This is a genomic window from Curtobacterium sp. MCBD17_013 (assembly GCF_003234565.1).
In the GTDB taxonomy this organism is placed as follows: domain Bacteria; phylum Actinomycetota; class Actinomycetes; order Actinomycetales; family Microbacteriaceae; genus Curtobacterium.
On record NZ_QKTU01000006.1, the window covers coordinates 1 to 19,764 of the forward strand.

The 19,764-nt window shown below is 71.6% G+C and carries 16 protein-coding genes and 2 pseudogenes; 13 read left to right on the forward strand and 5 right to left on the reverse strand.

From position 1 onward, the window contains the following. A pseudogene (locus DEI81_RS16390) lies at positions 1–331 on the reverse strand (hypothetical protein); the annotation flags it as partial. Positions 332–440: 109 nt separating this feature from the next. Between DEI81_RS16390 and DEI81_RS08295 the strand changes: the two are divergent. From DEI81_RS08295 to DEI81_RS08325, 7 genes are all read left to right on the forward strand, one after another. Beyond that, positions 441–1,211: a hypothetical protein gene (locus DEI81_RS08295; protein WP_111010243.1), complete on the forward strand. Its 771-nt coding sequence runs from the start codon at positions 441–443 to the stop codon at positions 1,209–1,211. Between the two features lie 83 nt (positions 1,212–1,294). Then, positions 1,295–2,902, forward strand: coding sequence for a hypothetical protein (locus DEI81_RS08300; RefSeq protein ID WP_146244047.1), 1,608 nt, complete (start codon positions 1,295–1,297; stop codon positions 2,900–2,902). Positions 2,903–3,019: 117 nt separating this feature from the next. Then, a complete protein-coding gene (locus tag DEI81_RS08305) occupies positions 3,020–3,784 on the forward strand; it encodes a DUF4129 domain-containing protein (RefSeq protein WP_146244048.1) in 765 nt (254 codons plus the stop codon). Continuing rightward, on the forward strand, positions 3,781–4,284 hold the full coding sequence (locus tag DEI81_RS08310; RefSeq protein ID WP_146244049.1) for a hypothetical protein: 504 nt from the start codon (positions 3,781–3,783) through the stop codon (positions 4,282–4,284). Before DEI81_RS08305 ends, DEI81_RS08310 begins: the two co-directional genes overlap by 4 nt. Then, positions 4,281–5,369, forward strand: a complete 1,089-nt coding sequence (locus DEI81_RS08315) for a MoxR family ATPase (protein ID WP_258368573.1) — start codon at positions 4,281–4,283, stop codon at positions 5,367–5,369. Before DEI81_RS08310 ends, DEI81_RS08315 begins: the two co-directional genes overlap by 4 nt. After that, complete coding sequence (locus DEI81_RS08320) at positions 5,366–6,817, forward strand: DUF58 domain-containing protein (protein WP_111010249.1); 1,452 nt, start codon at positions 5,366–5,368, stop codon at positions 6,815–6,817. The genes DEI81_RS08315 and DEI81_RS08320 overlap by 4 nt, the downstream gene beginning before the upstream one ends. Then, positions 6,814–7,374: a hypothetical protein gene (locus DEI81_RS08325; protein WP_111010251.1), complete on the forward strand. Its 561-nt coding sequence runs from the start codon at positions 6,814–6,816 to the stop codon at positions 7,372–7,374. The genes DEI81_RS08320 and DEI81_RS08325 overlap by 4 nt, the downstream gene beginning before the upstream one ends. 20 nt (positions 7,375–7,394) lie before the next feature. Here the strand turns inward: DEI81_RS08325 and DEI81_RS08330 are convergent, their stop codons facing one another. Beyond that, positions 7,395–8,297 (reverse strand): LysR substrate-binding domain-containing protein, encoded by a 903-nt coding sequence (locus DEI81_RS08330; protein WP_111010253.1) that lies wholly within the window; start codon positions 8,295–8,297, stop codon positions 7,395–7,397. A gap of 168 nt (positions 8,298–8,465) precedes the next feature. On the opposite strand from DEI81_RS08330, the pseudogene DEI81_RS08335 reads away from it, so the two are divergent. After that, a pseudogene (locus tag DEI81_RS08335) lies at positions 8,466–11,980 on the forward strand (bifunctional proline dehydrogenase/L-glutamate gamma-semialdehyde dehydrogenase). 56 nt (positions 11,981–12,036) lie between these two features. Here DEI81_RS08335 and DEI81_RS08340 read toward each other — a convergent pair. The 3 genes from DEI81_RS08340 to DEI81_RS08350 all read right to left on the reverse strand — a co-directional run bounded on the left by DEI81_RS08340 (position 12,037) and on the right by DEI81_RS08350 (position 14,096). Then, positions 12,037–13,338 (reverse strand): AAA family ATPase, encoded by a 1,302-nt coding sequence (locus tag DEI81_RS08340; RefSeq protein WP_111010255.1) that lies wholly within the window; start codon positions 13,336–13,338, stop codon positions 12,037–12,039. 150 nt (positions 13,339–13,488) lie between these two features. Further along, entirely contained in the window at positions 13,489–13,797 is a 309-nt protein-coding gene (locus DEI81_RS08345; RefSeq protein WP_111010257.1) for a hypothetical protein, read from the reverse strand. A gap of 77 nt (positions 13,798–13,874) precedes the next feature. Then, positions 13,875–14,096 carry a hypothetical protein gene (locus tag DEI81_RS08350; protein ID WP_111010259.1) on the reverse strand — a complete coding sequence of 74 codons (222 nt, stop codon included), beginning with the start codon at positions 14,094–14,096 and terminating at the stop codon, positions 13,875–13,877. Between the two features lie 608 nt (positions 14,097–14,704). On the opposite strand from DEI81_RS08350, the gene tcmP reads away from it, so the two are divergent. The 5 genes from tcmP (at position 14,705) to DEI81_RS08375 (ending at position 19,758) form a co-directional block, all read left to right on the forward strand. After that, positions 14,705–15,913 (forward strand): three-Cys-motif partner protein TcmP, encoded by a 1,209-nt coding sequence (gene tcmP / locus DEI81_RS08355; RefSeq protein ID WP_181435357.1) that lies wholly within the window; start codon positions 14,705–14,707, stop codon positions 15,911–15,913. A gap of 9 nt (positions 15,914–15,922) precedes the next feature. Continuing rightward, positions 15,923–16,681, forward strand: a complete 759-nt coding sequence (locus tag DEI81_RS08360; protein ID WP_111010263.1) for a DUF5131 family protein — start codon at positions 15,923–15,925, stop codon at positions 16,679–16,681. 351 nt (positions 16,682–17,032) lie between these two features. Next, positions 17,033–17,449, forward strand: coding sequence for a GNAT family acetyltransferase (locus tag DEI81_RS08365; protein ID WP_111010265.1), 417 nt, complete (start codon positions 17,033–17,035; stop codon positions 17,447–17,449). Positions 17,450–17,452: 3 nt separating this feature from the next. Continuing rightward, positions 17,453–18,412, forward strand: coding sequence for a DMT family transporter (locus DEI81_RS08370; RefSeq protein ID WP_111010267.1), 960 nt, complete (start codon positions 17,453–17,455; stop codon positions 18,410–18,412). Between the two features lie 170 nt (positions 18,413–18,582). Continuing rightward, positions 18,583–19,758 (forward strand): pyridoxal phosphate-dependent aminotransferase, encoded by a 1,176-nt coding sequence (locus tag DEI81_RS08375; protein ID WP_111010268.1) that lies wholly within the window; start codon positions 18,583–18,585, stop codon positions 19,756–19,758. Positions 19,759–19,764 lie beyond the last annotated feature (6 nt).

Genomic DNA, 19,764 nt, shown 5'->3' on the forward strand with positions numbered 1-19,764 from the left:
CTCCCGCGGTACCTGCGCCCCCCCCGGCAGCCCCCGCGCCCCGCCCGGCAGCCCCCGCGCCCCGCCCGGCAGCTCCGACCCCCGCGCCCCGCCCGGCAGCCCCCGCGCCCCGCCCGGCGGCCCCGGCCCCGAGTGCGCACAGTCCGGCCCCCAGCACCCCGGCCCCGAGCACGGCGGTCCCGATCAGCTCCGCGCCGAGCAGGTCCGCGGGCAGCACGCCGGCTCCGGGCAGCACCGCGCCGACGACCACTTCCGGCGCAGCGACGACCCCGAGCACCCGGCCCGCACCCACCGGCGCGAGCACGCGCACCGGTACGAGCACGACGCCCACGGCCGACCGTGGGACGCGCGGCACGCTCGGCGCGACGGCCGGCACCCTCGACGGCGCCCTCCGGCCGGTCGCGGGTGTCCTCGGGTCGCGGCCGGTCGGTGCGCTGCCCGTGGTCGGACCCGTCCTCGGCGCCGGCGCCCTCGGGTCCGTGACCGCTCCCGTGACGGGCCTCGTCGACGGCGCGCTCGGGGGCGCCGGCGCGGCCGTCGGCGAACTCCCCGGTGCGGTCGACCCGGTCACCTCGCCGGTCCTCGACCCGGTGGTCGGCCCGGTGCTCGGCGCGGTCTCCCCCGTCGTCACACCCGTCCTCGGGGGCATCGGCTCCGTGGTCGATCCCGTGCTCGGCGGCATCGCCCCGGTCCTCTCGCCCGTGACGTCGACCCTCCCGCCCGCGACCACCGTCCTCGACCCGACGACCCCGGTCGTGGGTCCGGTCCTCCCCGTGGCACCCGGCCAGGGTCAGCCCGGCGACGGCCAGCCCGCCCAGGGTCAGCCCGCCGGGACGCCCGGCAGCGCGACCGACTCCGCCGTGGCCGACAGCACGCTCGTCCGCTCGGGCGCGGGCGCGGGGACCTCGGCCTCCAGCGCATCGGGCCTCGGCACGACGGACTCCGTCCCGACCGTCTCCACCGCTGGCGGGACCCGCCCCGGCGACGCGACCCCGGTCCTCCCGGCAGCGCCGGCCGCACCGACCGCCCCCGCGGCCCCCACCGGGACCACCGGTGGCAGCAGCGCCGCCGCCGGTGGTGCGCCCACCACCCCGGTGGCGACCATCTCGACTCCCGCGTCCGTCGTCCTGGCGGCCGGCCCGATCCTCCCCACCGGTGACGACGTGCTCCCCGCATCCGTCGTCGCCGACCACGACGTCGCTCCTGATTGAGCCCGACGCACCTGCCCCGCTGGCAGGACGCGTCATCGCCGCACACGCGGCGCACCAGTCTCGATCAGATCAGGAGCACGACCATGAACAAGTACGTCTCGAGAGGGCTGTGGTTCACCCTCTTCGTCAGCGGTCTCTCGCTCGGGGGTGGGCTCGCCGCCCACGCCGCCGAGACCACGGGGACCGACGGCATCGCCTCCGGCACGCAGGTCGCCGGGAGCTTCGGCCTCCCCGTCTCCGCCACCGGTGACGCCGTGAGCGTCCTCGGGGACGCGACCAGCACCTCCACCGCGCCGGCGGCGTCCGCACCGGCTGCGCCCGCTCCGGCTGCGGCGGCGTCCTCGTCGGCGTCCACCTCGGGCTCCGGTGGCATCGCGTCCGGCACGCAGGTCGTGCCGACCGTGAGCGTTCCGGTGGACCTCGGCTCGACGGCGGTCGCGATCGGCGGTGACGCGACCAGCGCGCCCGCTCCGGCCGCTGCCCCGGCTCCGGCGGCCGCCTCCGCGTCGGCGGCGTCGGCTCCGGCGGCTCCCGCCGCCACCACCTCCGGTTCCGACAGCGTCCTCGGCGGCACCCAGGTCGCCCCCGACGTCGCCGCACCGATCGGGGCCACCGGGGACAGCATCGCGGTCCTCGGGGACGCCACCGGCACCAGCTCGGGAGGCTCGGCACCGGCCACGAACGCCGGGTCCACCCCGGCGTCGGGGTCGGGTCCGACCACCTCGGGCTCGGACGGGACGGCCTCGGGGACGCAGGTCGCACCCGTGGTGAGCGCACCCGTCACCGTCGGCGGCAACGGCATCGCGCTCCTCGGGGACGCCAGCTCCACCGGCACCTCGGGCAGCGGCACCTCCGGCTCGACCGGCAACGGTGGCAGCGGTGCCAGCGGCAGCACCACAGGGTCCGGGTCGACCGGCGGGAGCAGCACCACCACCTCCGGCTCGGACGGGACGGCCTCGGGGACGCAGGTCGCGCCCGTGGTGAGCGCACCCGTCACGATCGGCGGCAACGGGATCGCCCTCCTCGGCGACGCCAGCTCCACCGGCACCTCGGGCAGCGGCACCTCCGGCACGACCGGCACCGGCACCAGCACCAGCACCAGCACCGGCAGCACGGACACCGGCACGACCGGCGGCACCACCACCTCCGGCTCGGACGGCACCGCGTCCGGCACCCAGATCGCCCCGGTGATCAGCCTGCCGGTCACCATCGGCGGTACCACCGTGGCGGTCGGCGGCAACAGCACCACGACGCCGGACCCCACCACGCCCGCCGGGCCGACGAACCCGGTCGTCACGGATCCGACCAGCCCGGCCGACCCGACCAGCCCGGCCGAGCCCACCACGCCGGTGGGCACCACGGACCCCGCTGACGGCACCGACCCCGTGTCGACCACGCCGGCCGGGAACGACCCGACCGCCACGACGGGGGACGAGGGCACGGTGACCGGCCGCGCCGCGGGCATCGTCCCGGCCACGGTGGTCTCGACGGCTCCGGCCGCGGCGATGACCCGCACCGCCTCCACCACCGGCACGATCGCCGCGATGGCGACCACCGCCTCCACGGCGGCGCTCGCGTACACGGGGTCGACGGGCATCGCGGTCTTCGGCGGGATCGGACTGCTGCTCCTGCTCGTGGGACTCGCGCTGCTGTTCCTGCACCGCGAGTCGGTGATCCGCAGCCGCCGCTGAGCCGCCGTTGAGCCGCGGCGATCCGCTCGAGTCGAGCCGCGAATCGGACTCCGAGCCGGGGAACGTCCCGGTTCGGAGTCCGATTCGCGGCTCAGACCCATGGGCTACCGTGCTGCCATGAGGGCCAGCGCGGGCGCGAGTGGATCCGGACGGCGGTCCCCCGCGGTCCTGGTGGTCACGATCGTGTCCGCGTTGCTCGTCGTCGCGGCAGCGGCGTTCGCCGGGCCGCTGCGGTTCGGCGGACCACGATGGTCCCCGACGATCGCGCTGCCGACCGCCACGACCGCACCGGGACCGACCGCGGCGACCACCCCGACGGCGCAGCCCGGCGCCGCCGGACACCGCTCGACCCTCCACGTCGACCTGACCTGGCCACTGCTGATCGCCGGCCTGGTCGTGCTCGCACTCGTCGTGGTGCTCCTGGTCCGCCTGCTGGGACGGCGGCGACGTGGCGGAGCCGAGCCGGGCCTCCCCACCGGCCTGCTGACGGACGACGTGTCGGACGTCGACGTCCCGACCACGGCGGCCGCGATGCGCACGGTGCACCGCGGCCTCGCGCGCGCGCTCGACGTCATCGACCAGGACCGACCGGCGTCGGACGCGATCACCGCCGCGTGGCTCGGCCTGCAGGAGGCCGCCGAGGACGCCGGCTACCGGCGGCAGATCGCGGAGACCCCGACCGAGTTCACGGCGCGGGTGCTGCTCCGGCTCGAGCTGGACCGGAACGCCGTCGGGACGCTCCGGGACCTCTACGTGATGGTGCGGTTCGGCACCACGCCGGCCGGGCCGACGGAGGTGCAGGCGGCCCGCGTGGCGCTGCGGACGCTGCAGGAGCGGTGGCCGGGCGGGACACCCACCGCGGCCTCGGAGCAGCGCCGGTGAGCGGCCGGACGGTGGGACTACCCGCTCGGCGCCGGGTCGTCGAGGTGGTCGTCGTCGCGGTCGTCGTCGGTGCCGCAGGGTGGTTCTTCGGACTCCCGGTGCCCCAGGCCGTCGTCGTCGCGGCCGTGATCACCGCGGTCGGGTTGACCTGGTCGGCGGTGCGCGACGACGAACGGCTCACGTGGCCGGCACCACCCACCGACGTGGTCCGCGGGGCGCGCCGCGACGTCCAGGCGCTGGCGTGGTCCCTGCGCTCACGCGGCGGGGTGCCCGAGCGACCCGTCGTGCGCCTCCGCGCGGCCGCAGGCCACCTGCTGCTCGTGCACCACGGGGTCGACATCGACGACCCGGAGGCCCGACCCGCGGTCGAGCGCCTGCTCCCGCCCGACGTCGTCCGCGTGCTCCTGAGTCCGCGGCACCCCGAACTCGACCTCGCCACGTTCTCGTCCCTCCTGATCGCCGTGGAGGCGCTCGGGGAACCGTCCGGAAGGCTCCCGTGACCGATCAGACCGCCGACACCACCACCCCCAGCCCGCTGTCCGTGGCCGAGGTCGCCCGGCTCAGCGCCGCCGTCCTCGACGCCGTCGGGACCGCCGTGGTGGGCATGCGGGAGCCCCTCGAGCTGGCGTTCGCGAGCATCCTCGCCGGCGGGCACGTCCTGTTCGAGGACGTGCCCGGGCTCGGCAAGACCCTCGCGGCACGGTCCCTGGCGCAGGCCTCCGGGCTCGACTTCCGGCGCCTGCAGTGCACGCCGGACCTGTTGCCCGCGGACATCACCGGCTCGTTCGTCTACGCCCCGAGCACGGCGGAGTTCGTGTTCCGGCCCGGCCCGGTGTTCACGGGGCTGTTCCTGGCCGACGAGATCAACCGGACGTCGCCGAAGACCCAGTCGGCACTGCTCGAGGCGATGGCCGAGGGGCAGGTCACCGTCGAGGGTGACCGCTTCCCGCTGCCGCGGCCGTTCCACGTCGTGGCGACGTCGAACCCGATCGAGTACGAGGGCACCTACGCCCTGCCCGAGGCGCAGCTCGACCGCTTCATGGTCCGTCTCGCCGCTGGCTACCCGAGCAGGACCGAGGAGCAGCGCGTGCTCCTCAACCGCGTCGACCGCCAGCGTGAGGTCGCGACGGTGCCGGCGGTGATCAGCGGGGCAGATCTCCTGCGCATGCAGGCGACGGTGGAGCAGGTGCACGTCGACGAGGACATCGCGCTGTACTGCGTCGACCTCGCCGTCGGCACACGGGAGCACCGCGACGTCCAGGTCGGGGCCTCGCCGCGCGGTGCACAGGCGCTCCTGCTCGTCGGACGCGCCCGTGCGGTGATGGCCGGCCGCGACTTCGTCACCCCCGAGGACGTCAAGACCGCCGCCGTCCCGGTGCTCGCCCACCGACTCTCGCTCACCCCGCAGGCCTGGGCCAACGGCGTCGATCCGGCGACCGTCGTCCGGACGGTGGCCGGGCAGGTGGCGGGGCCGCCCGCGGTGGCCTCGGGTCGGGGCGCCGGCACGGGTGGCGGCATCGGCACGGGTGGCGGCATCGGCACGGGTCGGGCGACGGACGCCACTGCCGGTCGGGAGGCCCGGTGAGCGACGACGACGGATGGCACCTGCCCGTCGGGGTCCCGTCCGGAGCTGTCCCGTCCGGAGGGGCGCCGTCCGGAGCGCTGCTGCCCGGAGGGGCGCCCCCCGGGTCCTCGTCCGCCGCCGTGCGCGAGGACGCCACGCCCGGCGTGCGCTCGACGGACCAGGCGTACCGCGTGCGGTGGGTGCCGAACCCGCCGATCACCGCTGCGATCGCAGCCGCGGTGTTCCTCGCCGGGCTCGCGCTCGTGACGGCCCGCGTCGAGTTCGCCCTCGTGGCCGCACCGCTGCTCGTGATCGCCGCGCTCGGGCACGACCCCGCTCGCGGCCGCGCCGGTGTCATCCGGACCCGAACCGCGGTGCGACCCGAGGACAACGGGCGGGGCGTCATGGTCGACGTCGAACTCCGGGCACCCCAGGTCGCCGAGGCGGTCGCCGTCGTGGCCACCCTCGCCGACGGATCCGCCCGGCGTGTCCTGGTCACGCCGTCCACCGCGGCGGCACTCCGCGGGCCGGTCACGGTCCTCCACTCCGGGCCGCAGGCCGTGGTCCGGCTCGACCTCGCGCTCATCGCGCAGGGCGGCACCGCGGTCACCCTGCCGGAGGAGGGACCGACGCTCCGCGCGGTCGTCCCGCCACCGCGCCTGCGGATCGAACAGCTGCCCATGCCGCACCGGCTCGTCGGCACCACGGGGACCCACGAGTCGAGCAGCCGCGGCGACGGCGGGGAGTTCCGCGACCTCGCGCTCTTCGCCCCCGGGGACCGGCTCCGACGGATCGACTGGCGACGAACGGCACGACGAGCGCAGCAGCCCGGCGAGCTGTACGTGCGGCGCACGTCGTCCACCGCCGACGCCGTGGTCGTCATCGTGCTCGACGACCGTGACGACGTCGGGCCGGACGTCACCCGCTGGTCCGGTACCGCGGGACCCGAGCGGAGCGCGACGTCGCTCGACCTCGCCCGCGAGGCCGCCACCACCCTGGCCTCGGCGTACATCGGCGCAGGCGACCGAGTGGGCTTCCGGGACCTCGCCGGTGCGGTGACGGGCATCGAACCCCGCGGAGGCGTGCGGCAGCTCGACCGCCTCCGCTCAGCGACGGCACGAGCGGTCCCGACGAGCGACACCCCGGGGCCGGTGCGCGCGCCGACCGTGCCCGCGGCCTCGCTCGTCGTGGTGCTCTCGACCTTCCTCGACGACCATCCCGCAGCGATGGCGATCACCTGGGCGGCGACCGGCCGCCGCGTGGTCGCCGTCGACGTGCTCCCGCCGCTCGATCGCTCCGACGCGGACCGGCAGGAGCGCGTCGCGTCGCGGCTCGTCGAGCTCGAACGCCGGGTCCGGTTCGATCGGATGCGAGCGGCCGGGGTGGAACCGATCACCTGGCGGACCGCCGACGGGACGCCGCCCGCGGTCGCCGTGCGGCTGCTGAGCAGGGCGAGGCGGCGGCCGTGAGTGCGGAGGCGAGCCGGGCCTCCCGGTCGTTCCCCCATGTCGGACGTGCCCTGCCGGCGTGGGTGTTGACCGCGCTCGGTGTCGTCGCGGGCCTCGGTGGGGCGTGGGTGGCCGTCGGTCCGAGCGGGTGGTGGTTCGCACTCGCGGTGGCGCTCGTCGCCGCGTCGGCGGTGTTCCCGCGTGGGCCGTTCACCGCCGGACTGGTCGTGCAGCTCGCAGTGGCCGCCGTCGCCGGGGGTGCCGGGGCTGGATGGGGTCCGCTCGCAGTCGTGCTCCTCAGCACGCACCTGATCGTCGCGGTCGGCATGGTGGCGTCGGTCGTACCCCGGCGAGCCCTCGTGCAACTGCGGGCACTGCGGCCGTCGGCACTCCGGTTCGTCGCGGTGCAGGCGGGGACGCAGCTCGTGGCGGCCGTGGTGCGCTTGGTCGGGGTCCGTGGCGGCGCCGATGACGGCATCACGTGGATCGCCGTCCTCGCGGCGGTGGCGATCGTCGCGGTCGCGGTCGCGGTGCTCGTCCCGGCGCTCGGCGGGAGTCGTCGGTCGTCGGACGGCTGAGGGTCGCCCGCGTCGTCCGGTCATGCCCGGAGCTGCCGTGCCGCCGCCTCCAGGGTCCGCCGCAGCGCTCGGAGCGCCGGGGAGCCGGCCCCGGCTTCCCGCTGTGCCGTGAAGACGGTCCGCTGCGGACGCCCGGGGAGCGGCACGAGGCGGCAGGTGGTGCTCCGGCCGGTCCACACGAGGTCCGGCATGAGCGCGACCGCGTTGCCGGACTCGATGAGGCGGATCTGGGTCTGCAGGTCCGGCGTCTCGTACCGCACGTCGGGTTCGAACCCCGCTGATCGGCACACCTGCTCCGCGAAGTGTCGTGATGCGGCCCCGCGCGGCTCCATGACCCACGGCATGGCGGCTGCGCCGAGCAGGTCGTCCACCGACTGGTCGAGTGCGTCGACCGGCGGGAGCGCCAGGCGCACGGCGTCGCGGGTCAGGTCCTGGCGGTCCAACCCGGCGTGCCACGCGGCGGCATGCGCCGGGTACTGCTCGGCGATGACGAGGTCGAAGTCCCGGACCCACGTGGCGCGCAGGGCGCTCTCCGGTTCGTGCTGGACCATCTCCACGCGGACGTCGGGGTGGGTGCGGGCCATGGCGCGGAGGGCCGGCGGCATGAGGGCGAGCGCCGCGGACTGGAACACCGCCACGCGGACCCGCCCCTGCACACTCGGGAGTGACTCGTCGAGCGCACCCTGGGCCCGTTCGAGCACGTCGAGCACCTCGCTCGCCGCGGCGACGAGCACCTCGGCCTGCGGGGTGAGCTGCAGACGCCGCCCGGCGGGTCGGAGGAGCTCCAGGCCCGTTTCGCGCTCGAGGGCGTTCAGCTGCTGGGACACCGCCGACGGCGTGAAGGACATCGCCTCGGCGACGGCGGCGATCGTGCCCCGGATGGCGAGTTCGCGCAGGATCACCATGCGCCGGACGTCGAGCATGCGGACTCCTCGTGTGGGTGTGTGGACCGTGGGATGTCACTGTGGCTGGATCGCGACCAGTGCGCGGGTCCACCTGTCATGCCTGTGGATAACCCGGTAGGAACGCTACCGATAACCGTGAACCAACCGTCACTGGTGCTACCGCAACCGGAGCCCGATACTGGGCGCATGACCGACCTCGCCACCCCACGGCACGACATCGATGGCGCCGCCGCGGATCCCCTCGTCGACGCCACGATCGTGCTCGTCCGTCGGTGGCTCGCCGAGGCCGACGGCCACCCCGTCGACGGTTCGGCTGCTCAACTCGCGGGCGTGCTCCGCGACCCCACGGGCCTCGCGTTCACCGTCGGCTTCGTCGACGGCGTGGTCAGGCCGGAGGACCGGACCGTCGCCGCCCGGACGCTCCATCGGATCGCGCCGAACGTCCCCACGTTCCTCCCGGCCGCCATGCGTGCGCTCGTGCGCGCCGGTGGCGGGCTCGCCCCGGTCCTGCCGGACGTCGTCGTGCCGATCGCGCGCCGCGTGCTCCGGCGGATGGTCGGGCACCTGATCATCGACGCGTCCGACTCCGCGCTCGGGCCGGCCATCCGACGGGTCAAGCGCGAGGGCGTGCGCCTCAACATGAACCTGCTCGGCGAGGCGGTCCTCGGCGAGCGCGAGGCCGCGCGTCGACTCGAAGGCACCGAGCGGCTCCTCGCCCGCGACGACGTCGACTACGTGTCGATCAAGGTGTCGTCGACCGTGCACCCGCACTCGCCCTGGGCCTTCGACGAAGCCGTCGCCGACGTCGTCGCCAAGCTCCGCCCCCTGTTCGCCCGAGCGTCCGCCGCCTCCCCTCACAAGTTCATCAACCTCGACATGGAGGAGTACAAGGACCTCGACCTGACGATCGCGGTCTTCACGACGCTGCTCGACGATCCGGCGTTCCTCGACCTCGAGGCCGGGATCGTGCTCCAGGCGTACCTGCCGGACGCGCTCGGCGCCATGCAGCGGCTCCAGGAGTGGTCCGCGGCACGCCGCGCCCGCGGTGGCGCCGGGATCAAGGTCCGGCTCGTCAAGGGCGCGAACCTGCCCATGGAGCAGGTCGAGGCCTCGATCCACGGCTGGCCCCTGGCGACCTGGCACACCAAGCAGGACTCCGACACGAACTACAAGCGCGTGCTCGACTGGGCCCTCACGCCGTCGCGCATCGCCAACGTCCGGGTCGGGGTCGCCGGGCACAACCTGTTCGACATCGCGCACGCGTGGCTCCTCGCCGAGGAGCGCGGGGTGCAGAGCGGCATCGAGTTCGAGATGCTCCTCGGCATGGCCCAGGGGCAGGCCGAGGCCGTCAAGCGGACCGTCGGGGGTCTCCTGCTCTACACGCCGGTGGTGCACCCGGGCGAGTTCGACGTCGCGATCGCGTACCTGATCCGTCGCCTGGAAGAAGGCGCCTCGCCGGACAACTTCATGTCCGCCGTGTTCGAGCTGTCGACGTCCGAGGCGCTGTTCGAGCGCGAGGCCGACCGGTTCCGCGCGTCACTCGCTCCGCTCGCCGAGTCCGGCGGCCTCGAGGCTCCTGCTCCGCATCGGGTCGCCGACCGGTTCGCGGCAGTCCCGCGGCCGACCCTCGGGCACTTCGAGAACACGCCGGACACGGATCCGTCGGTCGCCGAGCACCGCGCGTGGGCGCGCGGCGTCATCGAGCGGATGTCCACGAGCGCGCTCGGCATCGATGCCGTCCAGGAGGCCCGGATCACCGATCCCGACACCCTCGCCGCCGCCCTGCAGCGCGTGCGCGAGGCAGGCTCGACGTGGGGATCGTGGTCCGGCGAGGACCGAGCGAGGGTCCTGCACGCCATCGGTGCGGCGCTCGAGGCGCACCGCACCGAGCTGGTCGAGGTCATGGGAGCCGAAGCCGGCAAGACGATCGACCAGGCCGACGTCGAGGTGTCCGAGGCCGTCGACTTCGCGCACTGGTACGCCGAACTCGCGCGGTCGCTCGACGCGGTCGACGGTGCCCGGTTCGTCCCCGCTGCGCTGACGCTCGTGACGCCGCCGTGGAACTTCCCCGTCGCGATCCCGGCCGGGTCGGCGCTCGCGGCGCTGGCGGCCGGATCGGGAGTCGTGCTCAAGCCCGCCGGTCCGGCCGAGCGCTGCGGCGCGGTGCTCGCCGGCGTCATCATCGACGCGCTGGCCGCCGCGGATGCGCCGGCGGACGTGCTCACGCTCATACAGGTGTCGGAGGAGGACCTCGGCCGAGACCTCGTCGCCTCCCCGCTCGTCGATCGGGTGATCCTCACGGGCGCGTACGAGACGGCGGAGCGCTTCCGGTCCTTCCGGCCCGATCTGCCGCTCCTCGCCGAGACGAGCGGCAAGAACGCGATCATCGTGACGCCGTCCGCGGACCTCGACCTCGCCGTCAAGGACGTCGTGCAGTCCGCCTTCGGGCACGCCGGGCAGAAGTGCTCCGCAGCGTCGCTCGTCGTACTGGTCGGCTCGGTCGCCCGCTCGAAGCGGTTCAAGCACCAGCTGCTCGACGCGGTGTCGTCCTTGACCGTCGGGTACCCCTGGGACCCGACGACGCAGATGGGCCCGATCATCGAGCCAGCCAGCGGCAAGTTGCTCACGGGCCTGACCGAGCTCGGCCCTGGCGAGACGTGGCAGCTCCGGCCCGAGCAGCTCGACGATCGCGGTCTGCTCTGGAGCCCCGGGGTGCGCGGTGGGGTCCGGCGCGGATCGGACTACCACCGCACGGAGTACTTCGGGCTGATCCTCGGCGTCATGACCGCGGACACCCTCGACGAGGCCATCGACATCGTGAACGAGGTCGACTACGGGCTGACCTCGGGGTTGCACGCGCTCGACCCCGCCGAGATCGGCGCATGGCTGTCGCGGGTCGAGGCCGGGAACCTCTACGTCGACCGGGGGATCACGGGCGCGATCGTCCGGCGGCAGCCCTTCGGCGGGTGGAAGCGATCCGCCGTCGGGCCGGGCACCAAGGCCGGGGGTGTCAACTACCTCATCGGCCTCGGTTCGTGGGAGCCGACCGCGGCGAGCGCCGGTGATGCGGTGACGTCCGCGGCCGTGGCGCGCCTCCAGGCTGATGCCGGTGCCGGGCTGTCCGAGCCGGACCGTGCGCTGCTCGCGCGCGCTTTCCGGTCCGACGCGCACGCGTGGTCGACGCTGTTCGGCGCCGCCGCGGACATCTCCGGGCTCAGCGCCGAGCGGAACGTGGCCCGGTACCTGCCGTGGCCAGAACCCGTGCTCGTCCGGCTCGTCGCAGGCGCCCCCGTCGCGTCGCTCGTCCGCTGGTTGGTGCGGCGGCGGCCGCGGGGGCGGCGGTCGCCGTCTCGGTCGACCCGGAGTGCACGCTCCCCGAGGCCGTGCGGACCGCACTCCGCGCCGAGCCCCACGTGGGATCGGTGGCCGTCGAGTCCGCCGAGGCGTTCCAGGCCCGTGCTGGCCGACTCGGCGGCGGGCGGATCCGGCTCATCGACGGGGATGCCGAGGCCGTGCGTGCCCTCGCCGTCGCGACGAACGGGAGGCCCGACCTCGCCGTGTACGCCGGACCGGTCACCGAGGCGGGCCGCATCGAGCTGCTGCCGTTCCTGCGAGAGCAGTCCATCGCGATCACGGCCCACCGCTTCGGGACACCGAACCATCTCTGGAAAGCCATCGGGTCGGTCCGGATCGGCGAGTAAGCCGCATTGGCGGCAGAGGGCGCCGTGTCCGGCAGCTTGGCGACGGTCGCTCTGAGTTAGAGGGAACTGTCAGCGGCGAGGCTTTCTCTCAACTCATCTTCGTGGATGATTTCGGTCGTCGTGATTGTTGCCATGAAGCGCACATACGACTTCATCATTGGATCGGTGAAGCTGTTCAGGTTCTGAATACGACCACCCGTTTCGCGGTCGACATCCTGCAATACTGATCCGTATTCCGCTGTTTTGAGAGCGCGAAGGGGTCCACTGAGATCGGAGGACCGGACTTCCGTACCGAGCTCCTTTACGACTGCTGCTCGAATATCATCCATGGTCGCGTAATCGCCTTCCAAACCGGCGATCGCGTGGAGGATGCGTTTGCGGTAGCGCTTCGGACCGGTCGTTTCAATGGCTGCCATGTACTTCCGGGTCATCCGGCCGTGCCGGTCCTCGACGTAGTGTTTGACCGCTGAAATGAGGTCAGCTTGAGAAACGCGTCGCCGTCCGTCGTCCATCGTCGCCTCCGCCATGTCCAGGCAAAGAGCTTGCAGGATGGAGGGTGCGCCGGATGCGGAAGAAACGGTGACGTTGACTATACTGTCGTCGATTTCAAGACCTAGCTTCGAAAATCCGTCAGTGATGAGCGAGCGGGCTTCATCCGGCCCCATTGAGGCGACTGGCGTGTCGATCACGAAGCGGTCGATGCCCGGGTCCGAGGAGACGAGGGAGAACGGCTCGGCACTTGTGCCGATTAGCACGAGGGTCGACTTTTTCGCGCTGATGCGGCTGGCTTTGATGAACGGCACGAGTTCATCCCGGAACGACTTTGTCGACTGATGCAACTCGTCGATGATGATGGTCAGACGGTTCTCGTTGATGATTCGTAGCATCGCTTCGTCAGTTGGCGCGCTTACGACAAGCTTCCTCACGGCCTCTCGACCGCGCTTCGCCGTCAGGTTTGCGGTCAGCTTTGATCGTTCGAAGCTCAGCCCGGAGTCAACGGAGGAAGAAGTCGTGACTTCTGTCTCCACCCTGTACTGAAGGTGCTCCAGGATCGTCGCAAACACCTTGGGCATAGTAAGACCGTTGGTACTCGCGAAATACACGAGCCGGCCTCGCCGAGGCTTCCCCCTGAATGTCCGCTCGAACCAGTTAGCGGATTCTTCGTGGCGGAAGTAGCGTCGGACTAGCGTACTCTTGCCGACGCCGTAATCGCCGTAAACGACAGGGCACCAGTTTCGCTCGACACCTCGGGTCAGCAGTTCCTCACTCGCCCGACGCGAGACGTAGACGTTACTTCGTTCGAGTGGTAGCTCGCCTGGGGTGAACACTTGCGATGCACGGCGCTTTCCGAAGAACATGAGTGAATCCTAGGTCCCGCGAGTGCAACGGGGGGTCACTTGCCAGGGTTTCCACGTGCGTCAGGCCCTGACTGAACGACGAGAAGCCCCCGCCGCTGCCGGGGCAGTGACGGGGGCTGTGCGTTGTGGTCGCGGCCGAGGCCGCTCATCTCACTCCCAGTCGCTCTGTCGGCGGCGCTCGCGAAGACGTTTCTTTATTCGGAAGGCGTCGTGCTCGTCGCCGACGATGACCGATGTGTAGCCCGCGGTGTATAGCGGGCAATCGACCGGTTTCACCGTGTGACTAAGGAGCGTCACCTCGGAGCCGATTGGGTAGAGCGCCGCGACCTCACCGATGAGGCCGATGAGCGTCTGGCCCGGATGCAGATTCCGGTAGACGTTGAGGCTAAGTGCCAGCCGTGGCGTCGGGTCAGGCGCGGTGCGCAGGCGGATGAGCAGGCGCTTGCGCGGTGGCTTCATGCGGCGGCGTCGAGACGCGAGGCCCAGAGCGTCGCGAAGAGGTCCGCGCCGGTCGCTGTTGCGACGGCCTGGGCTACCTAGCGAGGCCAGGCATCGAGGCGGACGGCGATGAGTGCAATGGCATCGGCAGGCAGAGCGGCGGTACCGGTGCCGTCGTCCTCCCAAAGGTCGTCGAGGTTGAGGCAGTCCGTGATGACAGCTTCGGTTGTGTCGAAGGCGGCGGCGACGTAGGCGGTGCTGAGCAGCGTGAAAGTCCTAACTCGTGGCGATGGCACGAGAGTCGGACCGGCATGGAACATGGCGCAACGGAACGGGCTAGTCCTAGTCGGCTAGTACGCGAAGCCGCGACTGGGCACGTGCCGGTCCCAGTCCCGCGCGGCCGATGGGTGTGTGCCGTACTGCTGCGCACGCCTCAACGACGGGAGGTCGCCGCCGCGGGCCTGCGCTTTCCCCACGGCGCGAGGGGTATGCATGGCGACGGCGTGTGCTCGGGCGGGGGTGATTTTGTATTGCATCGAATGCCTCCAGGCGTGCGACGGGACAGGTAGAAGTTGTAAACGGGCGTGGCGAGACACGACGATGCCGGACAGCATGCCGACGCCCCTTGCGACATAAGGACGCCACGGTGGCCGGAGCGACTGCGCCACGAGCGGAGCGAGAACCTTGACGATCGGCACCACGCTCCAGTCGAGCTACGGAGGCAGCCAGTCAGGCTTCAAAGCTGGATACGCGGGTTCGAAACCGCCGTCCACTCACTTGTAGCTCCTGTGAAGTAGGTCCGTCTATGCGACGGGCGCTCGGGACCTACCCCTCCGGAACCCATCTTCGGTGGACGCCCCTGCACAGGCGAGCCCTACCCATCGCGCGGTCGACCAGAGGTAGGTTTATCTTCGAACTAGGGGCGCGGATGGTCAGCAATGCAACGTTCTTCAGCGAAGACAAGAAGGCCGCAGCGGTGCTCAAGCATGGCGTGCTGCGTCGCCACCTCGCGATCTTCGCGGGTGCGCTGTCCACGACCGCGCCCGATCGCCGCGTCGGCTTCCTCGACGGCTATGCTGGAGAAGGCGAGTATTTCAATCCGACCACTGGGCGCACGGCGGAGGGATCCCCGCGAATCGCGCTGAACATCGCCCAGGATCTGCTGGCGCGGGGCTCGATTCTTGACTGCGTTTTCGTCGAGAAGGACAAGAGCGCGTTCGCGGCGCTCGAGAGCGTCGTCTCGAGCTACTCGTCCGCCAACGCGGTGGCTTACCAAGGCGACATCGGCGTACACCTCGGGCCAGCGCTCGCCAGGTTCGCGAACGTTCCCGCCTTAGTCTTCCTCGATCCGTTCGGCAGCGCACTCGACCACGAGACGACTGTCAACGCGATCCTCAAGCGTGACGGCAACCAGCCCACCGAACTTCTGCTCAACTTCTCGCTCCAAGCGCTCCGCCGCATGGGTGCACGAATCTGGGAGGAAGACGGAGCTTCCGGAAGGCGCGCCACCCTCGATCGCGTGGATGCGTGGCTCGGTGGCCAGTGGTGGCGCCAACACTTCCTTGCTCCCGAAGTCGGCGCTCTGCCGAAGCCCGAGCGGGCTAACGCCGCTGCTGAGCAGGTCGCGAGGGCCCACCGCCAGATGATCGCTAAAGCGACGGGGTGCATCTCCTATGCCGTTCCGATCCGAAGGAACGCGAATGACAAGGCGCTGTTCATCCTCACCTTGTTCTGCCCTCGTCGACTCGCGCTCGCCAAGTTCAACGAGTGCGTCAGCCTCGCGCTGAAAGACTGGCGGGCGTTCCTGCACGACCTTGACTTGGCGGAGGCCGAACGGCAGGACGCGGAGGACCCGCAGCTGTATCCGCGTGTCGCAGAGCTTCAAGCGGTCTTCGCTGCCAGCGAGGAGGGCATCGATCGCGCCGCTATAGACGCAATTAAGGCGTCGATCGTCTCCTCGCTCGCGATTAGGAGCTCGTTCTCGATGCGCAACGACTTCGCGCTCGTGATGGGCGACGCACTTGGCGTCGGGCGCACAACTCACGTCCGCGCGGCGTGGAAGGAACTAGCCAAGGAGGGACAGATAGTTGACTGTCCGAAGGGCGACCTTGAGAAGCAACTGATCCGGCGACCGTGAGGAGACACCATGTCGAAGACAACGATCGAGTGGACTGAGGTCACATGGAACCCGGTCACGGGTTGCGACAGGACGTCGGCGGGTTGCGACAACTGCTACGCGCTCGCCCTGTCGAAACGGCTCAAAGCGATGGGGGCTCAGAAGTACCAGAACGACGGCGATCCGCGAACGTCGGGGCCAGGATTCGGCATCACGACTCACCCTGCCTCGTTAAAGCAGCCCTACGGGTGGCGGAAGCCCGTCACCGTGTTCGTCAATTCCATGAGCGATCTGTTCCACGCCAAAGTGCCAGCGGGCTTCGTTCAGGACGTGTTCGATGTGATGGCTGACACCCCTCAGCACACATACCAGGTGCTGACCAAGAGGTCGCTGCGGTTGCGACGCATGGCCGACAAGCTCAACTGGCCAGCAAACGTATGGATGGGTGTCTCCGTTGAAGAGCCGAAGGTATTGAACCGCATCGACCACCTTCGGGACGTGCCAGCTGCTGTCAGATTCCTGTCCTGCGAACCACTGATCGCACCCCTGCCCGCCATGGACCTGAACGGGATGGATTGGGTCATCGCAGGTGGGGAGTCGGGCCCTAGTCACCGCCCGATCGAGTCCGCTTGGGTGGAAGACATCCGCGACCAGTGCGTCGCGACGAACGTTCCTTTTTTCTTCAAGCAGTGGGGCGGACGGACGCCCAAGCAGCACGGGCGCGAGTTGGAAGGCCGCACCTGGAGCGAGATGCCCACTGCGACCGTCAGGCAAGCGCGGCCCGCCTGAGTTCTCTCAGCCCTTGGGCAACCAGCACCTCGAAGAGGGCGATCGGATCGTCGTAGTCGGTCGGGCATAGGTGTCTACCGTTTACCGTCCGACTTACGGATGGAGTGCCTTCAGTCCGTTCGCCGGAGTGCGGTCGGGGCTTGTGTCGGGTGGGGTTAGCTGTGGGTGAGTGCCGCGCGTAGGTGTTCGTCGGCGCTCGGCTCACGCGCCATGAGGGCGATTTCTTACTAGCGATGGCAAGGTACGCCGAACCACCTGTCGGACGGGCTCATCTGACACGCCGTCGCTGGCTCCCCGCGCCCGAGCGGAGAAGCCGTGCACGAGAGGATGGCCGCAGAAGGAGTGTGTGCGATGGAGATCCGTTCGTTCGAGGACACCGACACCGAGGCCGTGGTGGCGCTCTGGAGTGCGGCCGGGCTGACCCGCCCGTGGAACGACCCGCACGAGGACGTCCGCCGCAAGCAGACCGTGCAGCCCGAGATGTTCTTCGTCGCCGAGGACGCCGGGCGGATCGTCGGCGCGGTGATGGCCGGGTACGACGGGCACCGCGGCTGGATCAACTACCTGGCGGTCGGAGGCGACCAGCGCGGCACGGGACTCGGTCGCGCGCTCGTCGAACGCGCGGAGGGGGCGCTCCTGGCGCTCGGGTGCCCCAAGGTGCAGCTCCAGGTCCGGCCCGACAACACCGGGGTCGTCGACTTCTACGAGCACCTCGGCTACGCCCCGTACGAGGCCGTCAGCATGGGGAAGCGCCTGATCGAGGACTGAGTCGTGCGCGATCCTCGCGACACCGGCCGAGCCGTTCCCCGCTCGGCCCGTTCCGGCAGCGTCCTGGTCGCACTCGGCGCCGCACTCTGGGGCACCGGTGGCGTCGCGGGCACGATCGTGGCCGCGGACAGCGCGATGTCCTGGCCGGCGATCTCGGCGCTCCGTCTGCTCGGCGGCGGAATCGTCATGCTCGCGGTCACCGCGGCGATGGGCGGCCTCCGGCGCGTGCCGCGCAGTCGGGAGGCCCTGGGGCACGTCCTCCTGACGGCCGTCCTGACCGGCGTGTACGGCACCGCGTACTTCGAGTCGGTCTCGCTCGTCGGCGTCGCGGTGTCGACCGTCATCTCCCTCGGGGTCGCGCCCGTGGCGGTCGCGGTCGCCACGGCACTGCACGAGCGCCGGCCGCCCCGCGCCACGGTGGTCCTCGCGCTCGCCACCGCGGTCGTCGGGCTCCTGCTCGTCAGCGAGGTCTCGGGCTCCGAGCCCGGGGCCGGCAGCGCGAGTGTCTCCGGCGCCGGCGTTGCCGTCGGGTCCTCGAACACGGTCGGCGTGCTGCTCGCGCTCGTGGCCGGGCTGGCGTTCGCGGGGACCTCGATCGTGAACCGGCGTGTGATCCCGGGTCTCGGGCCGTCGACGCTCATCGCCGTGTCGTTCACCCTCGCCGGGGTGCTGTCCGCCGTGTTCGCGCTGTGCACCGGGTTCCACCTGGCGAGCGCGGGGCCCTCGGCGTGGGGCGGGGTCGCGTTCCTGGCGCTCGTGCAGACCGTGCTCGGGTACCTGGCGTTCTACGGCGGACTCCAGCGCGGGGTCGCGGCGACGACCGCGGCGGTGCTGTCACTCGTGGAGCCGCTGGTGGCGACCGTGCTGTCGGTCGTGGTGCTCCACGAGCCGCTCACGGTCGCGGGTGTGGTCGGCATCGTGCTGCTCCTCGTCGCGGTGGTGCTGGTCCGCCCGCCGCGCTGACCTCCCCAGGAACCGCTGGTTCCCGCGGAGCCGGTCGCCGAGAACAGGCGGAAGGGCTCGGGCTCGGGCGGGCGGCGAGCGGCGAGCGGCGAGCGGCGGAAGGGCTCGGGGGCCGGAACCTGCCGGGCGGCTGAGGGAGAATCGAGTGCCTGCAGCATCCGGAGGTCCCCATGCAGCTCTCGCACCGCGCCCGTGCCGTCGCACCCTTCTACGCGATGGAGTTCGGCAAGCAGGCGGCAGCCCTCGAGGCCGAGGGCCACGACGTCGTCAAGCTCAGCCTCGGCGAGCCCGACTCCGGCGCACCACCCGCCGTCCTGGAGGCCCTGCGCCAGGTGGCCGACGGACGGCCACTCCCCTACACGGCCGCGTTGGGCCTCCCGGCGCTGCGCGCGGCGATCGCCGCGTTCTACCGGACGCAGCACGACGTCGAGATCGACCCCGCGCGGATCGTCGTGACGGCGGGCGCGTCGGCGGCGTTGCTCCTCGCGACGGCCGCGCTCGTCGACGCCGGTGACGAGGTGCTCATGGCGGACCCGTCGTACCCCTGCAACCGCGAACTGGTCGAGACGTTCGGGGGACGGGTGACCCTCGTCCCGACGACCGCCGAGACGCGGTTCCAGCTCGACGACGACGCCGTCCGGGCGAACTGGACGGAGCGGACCACAGGCGTGATGATCGCGACGCCCTCGAACCCGACGGGCACCTCGATCCGTCCCGAGGACCTCGCGGCGATCTGTGCGACGGCGCGGGAGCGCGGCGCATGGCGGATCGTGGACGAGATCTACCTCGACCTCAGCGACCCGGACGAGCAGGGTCGGCGTCCGCGCAGTGTGCTGTCGATCGATCCCGACGCCATCGTCGTCAACAGCTTCTCGAAGTACTTCGGCATGACGGGGTGGCGCCTGGGTTGGTGCGTCGTGCCCGAGGAACTCGTGCCCGTGACCGAACGCCTGGCGCAGAACTACTTCCTGTGCGCGTCCGCCCCGGCGCAGGCGGCGGCACTCGCGTGCTTCACCCCGGAATCGCTCGCCGTGGCGGAGGCGCGGCGAGCGGAGTTCGCCGAGCGGCGGGCGGTCGTGCTCGACGGCCTCGCGCGGATCGGCCTCCCCGTGCCGGTCCCGCCGGACGGTGCGTTCTACGTGTACTTCGACGTGACCGGGACCGGACTCAGCTCGTGGCAGTTCTGCGAGCGGGCGTTGCACGAGGCGCACGTCGCCCTGACGCCGGGCCGCGACTTCGGAGTCCACACGGCGGAGTCGCACGTCCGGTTGTCGTACGCGGCGTCGATGGACGCACTGCACGAGGGCCTGGCGCGCCTCGGCCGATTCGTGTCGTCCTTGGGCTGATCGGCG